We start from the raw sequence: 8,458 nt of genomic DNA, 5'->3' as shown, positions 1-8,458 counted from the left end.
AGGCCGGACGGTCACCGAAACGCAGGTGCGCGCCGCGCTTTCGCATATCGATGTCAGCACGGTCGACTCGGGCGATGCCGATCCGGCCAAACAAACTGAGATCCGCAAGCAATACGCCGCAATAGCAGGCGGCGACGCGATCTTGCAGCTCGCCTACAAAGCGGGCGACGTGGCGCCGAACGACCGCGTGACCATCTCGAGCCAGTCCGTCATCAGCGATCCCAGCCCGATCTACGACGCGCTGGACAAGGCGGGCTTCATCGTGGACCGCGCGCAGAGCCAGAACACGGCCGTCGGTCCCACGCTCGGCAAGGAGTATCTCCAGAAGTCGTTGCTGGCGCTCGTCATCGCGCTCGGCCTCCAACTGTTGTACATCGCGTTCCGCTTCGGCAACCAGTTGCGGTTCGGCGTCATCGCCGACATCGCGCTGCTGCACGACGTCATCGTGATGGTCGGCATCTACGCGCTCGCGAACCGGAAAGCCGACGACGCATTCCTCGCGGCGCTGCTGACCGTCATCGGCTATTCGGTCATGGATTCGATCGTCATCTTCGACCGGATCCGCGAGAACGGCCGCCTCATGGCGGATCAGCCGTACGACCGCATGGTCAACACGTCGCTGCTGCAGACCATGACGCGTTCCGTGTACACGCTCGCCACCGTGCTGATCGTGCTGCTCGCATTGTTCTTCTACGGCGGCGACACGCTGAAGAATTTCGCCTTCGCGCTGCTGGTCGGCGTGACGAGCGGCGCCTACTCGTCGATCTTCATCGCGAGCCCTCTGCTCGTGCTGTGGCAGGACCGCACCAATCGCAAGCGCGCAGGCGCGCGCGCCGCCACGCTCGCGCGCGAGGCCGCCGGCGCAAGCGGCCGCATCGCAAAACCCGTTGGCCAAGCCCGGCCGCAGCCTGCGAGCGATATCCAAGCGGCGGGCGACCAAAATCAAGCGATGCAGCGGGCGCAGGCGAAACGCAATAAGGTCAAGCGTCCATCCGCGCCGCCCCCCCGCTACCGGCGCAGGCGCGACGAGGGCACGGGCATCGCCGGACAGGATGGCGGCGTCGAACTGCTCACCGATGGCGTGGACGACGGTTCAGATGACGCCGCTTCGGACGCCGACGAGACACGCTGAAGGCCAAGACCCGCTAAGCCGCACGGAGCGCGCCCGCACCGAGGCGCTGTTCGCGCCGTTGCTGTCCAACACGCTGCTCGTCGTGGCGAAACTGATCGTGTGGCTGCTGTCCGGATCGGTCAGCGTGCTTTCGGAAGCGGTGCACTCCGCTACCGACGTGTTCGTCACGGCGGTGCAATTGATCACCGTCCGGCTCGCGGCGCGGCCGGCGGACCACGACCACGCGTACGGCCACGGCAAGTTCGAAAATGTCAGCGCCGCCATCGAGGCGTTTTTCATCATGGCGGTGGCCGCGTTCGTCGTCTGGCAAGCCATCGCAAAGCTCCACGCGCCGGCCATGCCGGCGCATCTGGAGATCGGCATCGCCGTGATGGTCGCGTCGAGCATCATCACCTGGTTCGTGTGGGTGCGGCTGCGCAAAGTCGCCGAGCTCGAGCAATCCCCGGCCCTCCAGGCGGAAGCGATGCAGCTGCAAGCCGACGTGTGGACCGCGCTCGGCGTGGCCGTGGGCCTCGCCGCCATCCGCATCACGGGGCTCGTTATCATCGACCCGATACTCTCGCTGCTCATCGCCGGCCTGATCGTGCGCGCGGCGTACGCGGTGACCGCGAAGGCGGTGATCGACCTGACCGACGGCCGCCTGCCGCCCGATCAAGAAGCGCACATCCGCGAGATCATCGAGCGCCATCACGGGATCTTCGCAGGCTATCATAAGCTTCGGACGCGGCGCGCGGGCGGCGGCGAATTCATCGACTTCCATCTGCAGATGCGAAGCGACATGCCGCTCAAAGAGGCCCACGATCAATCCGATACCATTGTGGTCGATATCAAGCGCGAGCTGCCCCGCGCCCACGTGCTGATCCACCTAGAGCCCGAGGAGTAGGATTTCCGCCATGCCCGACGCGACGAAGCAAGAAAAGAGCGGCATGTTCAAAGTGAGCCGCCGCTATCCGGGCGCGGCCGTGCACTCCCCTTGGGAGCGCCTCTTGCTCTGGCGGCCGGTCTTCGACTTCGACCGCAGCCCAAAAGCGTGCGTGTTCCTGGCCGGACTCGCGCGAAGCGGCACGACGTGGCTCGCGAGTGTCCTCAACTACCATAACGACTTTCGTCATATCAACGAACCGTTCAACCCGTGGCGTGGCGGCGTCAGCGATGCGTTCCTCTACGGCCTCTACCTCCGGCCCGACGAAACGGCGGACAAGTATGTGATCCCGGCGCGGCGACTGGTCACCGGGGCTCAAGGCTTTAACTACATGACGCACCACTACAACCGACGCGTATTCTGCACGCGCCGCATGATCAAAGAAGTGCGCGCGAACCTGTGGCTGAAATGGCTCCACGAGCGCTTTCCCGAGATGCCTATCGCGCTTTTGCTGCGGCACCCGATCGCAACCGTCAACTCGCGCATGAAGCGCGGCAACACGAATTACTTCGCGCGCTTGTTCGATGAGCCCGAACTCATCAAGGACCATCTCCAACCGTTTCGAGACGAGATGGACCGCTTGCGCGGTGCGAGCGATTTCGAGCAGCGGATCTTCTCATGGTGCGTCGATCACTACGTGCCGTTGCGCCAATGCCGGCCGGGCGATCTGCACTTGGCGTATTACGAGCACTTCTCCGAAACGCCGGAAACCGAGATCGACGGGCTCTTCAAATACTTTTCCGTCAAGTACGACGACGACGTGTTGTCGTTCGTCAAGCGTCCCTCGCCCGTGACGCGTAAGGATGCGGCCATCAACACCGGCAAGAGCGTCGTCGCTCTGTGGCGTGAAGAGATCGCAAGCGAAGACGTCGCTAAAGCAATGCGAATACTGGCGCTGTTCGGCTTAGACCGGCTCTACAACGAAGGGCCGATGCCCGACCCGAAAGCTGCGCAAGCGCTGCTCGCCGCCGACTAGTCGTGTACTGGGGCCGCTGTACTAGGGCAAGCATCGCTTGCCCATCTTAGAATGTAGGAGGGTGAGCAACGCTCACCCATTTGTTGGGCAAGCGATGCTTGCCCTAGTACAGCGGCCCTCCTACAAAAAAACGGGGCAAGCGATGCTTGCCCTAGTACATTTGTCCTCCACAAAAATCTGGCTACGCCAGCGCGGCGACCCGTGCGAGGAACCGCTCTAGGCGGTCGCGTGAGAACATGATGCCGGGCATCGGATGCGTCTCGGGTGCGTGGAAATCGGTCCCACCGGTGACCAGCAGCCCGCGCGCGTCGGCGAACTCGATGATATGCCGCTGATACTCTGCATCCGCTGACGGATGGACGGCTTCGACGCCCTCGACGCCTAGGTCGGCGATCTCCGCGAGATGCCGCTCTTCACGCAGGCGTTTGGGATGGGCGATCACGACGATGCCGCCCGATTCGTGCACCATCGGCACGATGTCGGCCGATGTCAGCCGCTTGAGCTTGACGAAGCCCTTCTCACCATCGGCCAGATACTTGTCGAACGCCTCCTGAATATTCGAGACGATGCCCTTTGCGAGAAGCGCGCGCGCGAGATGCGGCCGGCCGACAGAGCCGCCGCCGGCGACTTGTGCACGGACATCCTCGAACGTGATGTCGACTCCGAGGCCTCTCATCCGCTCGACGATGGCTTTCATGCGGACGATGCGCTCGTCGCGCTGCTTGCGCAGAGCGGACAGCAGCGCGCAATCGGGATCGGTCACGCCGTACGCCAACAGGTGCACCGTGTGTCCTTCGTGCTCGGTATCGACTTCCAGCCCCGGCACGCAGCGCGACGCCAGATCGGCCGGCACCGGATACGCGTCAATGGTGTCGTGGTCGGTGACCGAGAAACACTCGAGATCTCTTGCGCGGACCTCTTCATACAACCGCTCTGGCGACCAGACGCCGTCGGAGCAGTTGGTGTGCAACTGGAGATCGATATAGGCTTCGCTCATCGAGCGCCCGCGACGAGCGATTCCGCGGCGACGTAACCGCGCTCCACGAGATAGCGCATGACTTTGTCGGCGCTTTGCTCGGGGGTCTCTTCGTGCGTCTTGAGGTGCAGCTCGGGCGTCTCGGGGGCCTCGTACGGATCCGACACGCCAGTGAATTCCTTGAGCTCGCCGCGCATGGCCTTTGCGTACATCTCGACTTTGCCGTCGCGCGTGGCGCAGATCTCAAGCGGGCAGTCGGCGAACACTTCGATGAAGTCCTCGCCCACCATCTCGCGGACGTCGTCGCGCGTGGCGCTATACGGCGAGATGGCCGAGCACACGACGCCGACGCCGTTGCGCTGCAGCAGGTGGCCGACGAAGCCGATGCGCCGGATGTTCGTGTCGCGGTCTTCCTTGGAGAAGCCGAGACCTTTGGAAAGATTGGTGCGCACGACATCACCGTCGAGCGACTCAAAGGTGTGGCCAGCAGCTCTGATGCGCGTCTCAAGGATACGCGCGATGGTCGTCTTGCCGGATCCGGACAAGCCGGTGAACCAGATCATAAAGCCTTTTTGTGTCGACAAGTGGACGGTGCTCCTTATGGCGGAATAGTGGTGTACATAACAAGTGTTCGGATAGACACCAGCGCGGCCTTTGCCCCTTCAAGCGCATTTTGAGGGGCGGTAGGTCCCAATGCTCGCAGGGACTAGTGGACGCCTAGCAACGCTTTTGCCTCGATACGGCGGAAAACCAACGCGTCTACCGCCTGGGAGAAGAGTGCTACCACAAGGAGGACTGCGATCATGGTCGGGACGTCGGCTTTGAGCTGTGCTTGATCGAGAGACCGGCCGAGACCGACCGTTCCAGCGACGAGCAATTCGCCGGAAAGCAGCGCGCGGAACGAGTAGGCCCACGCCTGCTTCGCGCCGGACATCACGCTCGGCAGCGCCGCCGGAATCAACACCGACCGGATGAGATACCAACCTCGAGCGCCGAGGACGCGCGCAGCCTGCACGGTCCGGCTGCGGATAGCCGCCGCGCCGTCCACGGTCGCCATCGCCATCGTGACGGACGCGTGGATCAATATCGTGGCGATGATGCACTTGTCGGTGGGGCCGAACCAGACGAGCATGAGCGGCACAAACGTAACGCTGGGCACTGAGAGGAGGCTCAAGAAGACCGGCTTCACTCCAACGGCCCATTCCTTCGTGAACGAGAGCGCAAGGCCGAAAGCGAGGCCGAGCGCGCACGCCAGGAGATAACCGATGACCAATCGCGCGGCGCTCGCAGCCAGCGCCTGCTCGATGGAGCCGCTGGCGATTTGCGCACGGAGTGCGTCGAGCGTGACGAGCGGTGACGGAAGCAGTTTGGCGGGCACGAGCCCGCTGCCGGTCGCGCTAGCCCACAGAATGAGGACGAATGCGATGAACCATAGTTCCCGCAAGACTTTCATGATCGTCTCCTCTTTCGTACACTTGGGTGCGCAGCACCATGCCGACCCGCGCGACCACGCCGTCGACGTCGTCGAGCGTCCGCGGTCTGCTCGCGTCTACCTCCGCGATCTCCACGACTTGTCCGGGACTCGCGGAGAGCACGACCACGCGATCGCCGAGCAAGCACGCTTCCGCGACGTTATGCGTCACGAGCACGGTTGTGGACTTGAAGAGTTGCCATAGGTCGGCGATCTCTCGCTGCAAGATGGCCCGGGTCACCTCGTCGAGCGCTGCCAACGGATCGTCGAGCAGCAGCACCGGCGGGCGCAGGACGAGCGCGCGCGCGATCGCCGTGCGCTGCCGCATGCTATTGGACAACTCGTGCGGGTACAGATGCGCAACCTTCTCCAAGCGTACGATGTGCAAGAACGCTTCGACCGCGCTCGCGATCTTCACCGGATTTTCTCCGCGGGCGTGCAACCCGTACGCGATGTTCCCTTCGACGGTCAGCCACGGGAACAATTCGCCGTCTTGGAAGACGATCTGACGATCGCCGCTCGGGCCACGGACGGCTGTGCCGCCGACCCGCACCTCGCCCGCGTCGCAAGCGGTCAGGCCGCCGATCAAATCGATGAGCAGCGACTTGCCGCAGCCGGACGGACCGACGATGCTGACAAACTCACCGGCGTCGATGGAAAGATCGAGGGGGCCGACGCCGGCGCCGCCCGCGAACGTGCGCACTGCGCCTGCGATTTCGATCGCGCCCGCCCGTCCGGGCGTCGACGTGCCGGGGCCGGCTATACGGTGGTCCCTGCCATGGCCGCGATCAATACGTCCGCGACTTCGGGGCGGGAGAATTCCGCCGGCGGGCGCTCGCCGGCGCGGAGCATGTCGCGCACCTTGGTGCCCGACAACGCGACGCGGTCTTCCGCCTTGTGCGGGCACGTCTTCGTGGTGGCCATTCCTTCGCAGACATTGCACCAAAACGAGTGCTCGAAGCGCATGATGGTGATTTCGAGCTCGTCTTCGATGTCGTCGAAGATCCGCTGCGCTTCGAATGTGCCGTAGTAGGTGCCGACGCCGGCGTGGTCACGCCCGACGATGAAGTGGCTCACACCGTAGTTCTTGCGAGCGATCGCGTGCAGCACGGCTTCACGAGGGCCGGCATAGCGCATGGCGGCCGGAAAGACGCCGAGCACGGTGCGGCCCATCGGATAATATTTCTCGAGCAGCACTTTGTAGCATTTCATGCGCACGTCCGCCGGGACGTCGTCGCCTTTGGTCTTGCCGACGAGCGGGTGCAGCAGCAAGCCGTCGACGCTTTCGAGCGCGACTTTCTGCAGATACTCGTGCGCGCGATGGACGGGATTGCGGGTCTGGAATCCGACGACGGTGCGCCAACCGAGTTCGGAGAACTTCGCGCGGGTCTGCGCGGGCGTGAGCGCTTCATCGGGATAGTCGGGCTTCGGCATGGCGATGAGCGTGATCGTGCCAGCGCAGTAGTGCGGCGGCGCGTCGAGCACGGCCGCGACGCCGGGATGCTCGCGGTCCGAGGTGCCGTAGACCTTCAGGGTCTCGCGCGCATGATCGGCGTGGTAGATCTCCGAGATGTCGATGATAGCGACCATATTGAACGACGTGTCGACGAGAGCCGCCTTGTCGCCCGCTTTGAGCCGGCTCGCCAGTGACTCTTCGATCGGAAGCACGATCGGGATCGGCCAGATGGTGCCATTCACCAGCCGCATGCCGTCCACGACCGAATTGTAGTCGGCCGAGCCCATGAAGCCTTCGAGGGGCGAGTAGGCGCCGGTCGCGATGCAGATGACGTCGCAGAGCGCGCGCTCCGAGAGTGCGATTTTCGGCAAGGTGGCCGCCTCTGCGGCGAGTTTCATCGCCGCGCCGGTTTTTGCGACCCGGTCGACGAGCGTGCCGCCGTGCGGAGTGATGAGAGTGGAATGCGTGGACAAAGCGACCTCCATGAGTGTTTGAACCATGATGAGCCTACTGTGCGTTTCCACGGGACCCATGGTCTTTCCCGCGCATGCGCGTGGGTGCGCAGGTCCCAAAAGTCGACCCGAGAGTCCGCACTTTGTGCGCTTGCTTAGGAACTTCGCCGCTCGTTCTATAATAGGCGATACGTATGAAGCGTGCGATCAAACATGCCGCGTCGAGTTTTGACAATGCGGTGCGAAGCGTGCAGTTCGATCTCAATCCGGATCCGGCTGCCGCCGTGGTCGTAGCCGGCACCGGCCGCAGCGGCACCGCATGGGTGGCCAACATCGTCAATTATTGCAACGATTACCGCTACGTCTTCGAGCCTTTCAATCCGTATAAAACGCCGGAAGTGGAGCATTTCCGTTATCGCCAGTATCTGCGCCCCGCCGATAACGATCCGGCGTTCGTTCTGCCGGCCCGGCTCGTGCTCAGCGGTGCGGTGCGCAACGCGTGGGTCGACCAATTCAACCATCGGCTGATCAGCCGGCGGCGCGTCATACCGGAGATCCGCGCCAACCTCATGCTCAAATGGATGCGCGACCGCTTCCCGCAGACACCGATCGTATGGCTCATGCGTCATCCGTGCGCGGACGCGAACTCGCGCATGCAGCTCGGGTGGCAGACGCATCTCGACGAGATCTTGGATCAGCCGGCATTGCTCGACGATCACGTCGGCCAATTCCGGGATCAGATCGAAGGCACGCGCGACGAGTTCGAAAAGCACATCTTCCTGTGGTGCGTGGAGAACTACGTGCCGTTCCGTCAACTGGCGCCCCACGACGTCCACGTGGCGTACTACGAGAGTTTTTGCGAGCGCCCGAAATTCGAGTTCGACCGCCTGTTCAAGTACTTGCGACGGCCGTATAACCGCGACGTCTTCTCGCAGCTCTATCACCCGACCATCTTGAGCCGCGAAGAGAGCGCGATCGTCACCGGATCGAATCTCATCGACGCATGGCGCACGTGGGTGACGCCCGCGCAGATAGACCGCGCGATCGAGATCCTCGCGCTGTTCGGATTGGAT

The 8,458-nt window shown here is 63.4% G+C and carries 9 protein-coding genes; 4 read left to right on the top strand and 5 right to left on the bottom strand.

Annotation, left to right across the window (positions count from 1 at the left end):
• From secF to VII69_13365, 3 genes are all read left to right on the top strand, one after another.
• The coding region (gene secF / locus VII69_13375; GenBank protein HEY5096101.1) for a protein translocase subunit SecF at positions 1-1,132 on the top strand (1,132 nt) is incomplete at its 5' end.
• Positions 1,098-2,015 carry a cation diffusion facilitator family transporter gene (locus tag VII69_13370; protein ID HEY5096100.1) on the top strand — a complete coding sequence of 306 codons (918 nt, stop codon included), beginning with the start codon at positions 1,098-1,100 and terminating at the stop codon, positions 2,013-2,015. The genes secF and VII69_13370, both read left to right, overlap by 35 nt.
• A gap of 10 nt (positions 2,016-2,025) precedes the next feature.
• Positions 2,026-3,030 (top strand): sulfotransferase, encoded by a 1,005-nt coding sequence (locus tag VII69_13365; protein ID HEY5096099.1) that lies wholly within the window; start codon positions 2,026-2,028, stop codon positions 3,028-3,030.
• Positions 3,031-3,211: 181 nt separating this feature from the next.
• On the opposite strand, the gene VII69_13360 is transcribed toward VII69_13365, so the two are convergent.
• From VII69_13360 to sat, 5 genes are all read right to left on the bottom strand, one after another.
• Positions 3,212-4,027 (bottom strand): PHP domain-containing protein, encoded by an 816-nt coding sequence (locus tag VII69_13360; GenBank protein ID HEY5096098.1) that lies wholly within the window; start codon positions 4,025-4,027, stop codon positions 3,212-3,214.
• On the bottom strand, positions 4,024-4,590 hold the full coding sequence (gene cysC, locus VII69_13355) for an adenylyl-sulfate kinase (GenBank protein HEY5096097.1): 567 nt from the start codon (positions 4,588-4,590) through the stop codon (positions 4,024-4,026). Before cysC ends, VII69_13360 begins: the two co-directional genes overlap by 4 nt.
• 122 nt (positions 4,591-4,712) lie before the next feature.
• Positions 4,713-5,459 carry an ABC transporter permease subunit gene (locus VII69_13350; protein HEY5096096.1) on the bottom strand — a complete coding sequence of 249 codons (747 nt, stop codon included), beginning with the start codon at positions 5,457-5,459 and terminating at the stop codon, positions 4,713-4,715.
• On the bottom strand, positions 5,404-6,180 hold the full coding sequence (locus VII69_13345; GenBank protein ID HEY5096095.1) for an ABC transporter ATP-binding protein: 777 nt from the start codon (positions 6,178-6,180) through the stop codon (positions 5,404-5,406). The genes VII69_13350 and VII69_13345 overlap by 56 nt, the downstream gene beginning before the upstream one ends.
• Positions 6,181-6,236: 56 nt before the next feature.
• Entirely contained in the window at positions 6,237-7,433 is a 1,197-nt protein-coding gene (gene sat, locus VII69_13340) for a sulfate adenylyltransferase (GenBank protein HEY5096094.1), read from the bottom strand.
• A gap of 146 nt (positions 7,434-7,579) precedes the next feature.
• Between sat and VII69_13335 the strand changes: the two genes are divergently transcribed.
• A partial coding sequence (locus tag VII69_13335; GenBank protein ID HEY5096093.1) for a sulfotransferase occupies positions 7,580-8,458 on the top strand: 879 nt, incomplete at its 3' end.

The sequence above is a fragment of the Candidatus Eremiobacteraceae bacterium genome (genome assembly GCA_036511855.1).
Lineage (GTDB): Bacteria > Vulcanimicrobiota > Vulcanimicrobiia > Eremiobacterales > Eremiobacteraceae > JABCYQ01.
The sequence above is the reverse complement of the archived record's forward strand: the minus strand, read 5'-3'. Positions and strand labels throughout refer to the sequence as shown.

Bases quoted from the DNA above. Each gene is read 5' to 3' on its own strand.
- VII69_13350 (HEY5096096.1), bottom strand. From the start codon at position 5,459: ATGAAAGTCTTGCGGGAACTATGGTTCATCGCATTCGTCCTCATTCTG.
- sat (HEY5096094.1), bottom strand. From the start codon at position 7,433: ATGGTTCAAACACTCATGGAGGTCGCTTTGTCCACGCATTCCACTCTC.
- VII69_13365 (HEY5096099.1), top strand. From the start codon at position 2,026: ATGCCCGACGCGACGAAGCAAGAAAAGAGCGGCATGTTCAAAGTGAGC.
- VII69_13370 (HEY5096100.1), top strand. From the start codon at position 1,098: ATGACGCCGCTTCGGACGCCGACGAGACACGCTGAAGGCCAAGACCCG.
- VII69_13360 (HEY5096098.1), bottom strand. From the start codon at position 4,027: ATGAGCGAAGCCTATATCGATCTCCAGTTGCACACCAACTGCTCCGAC.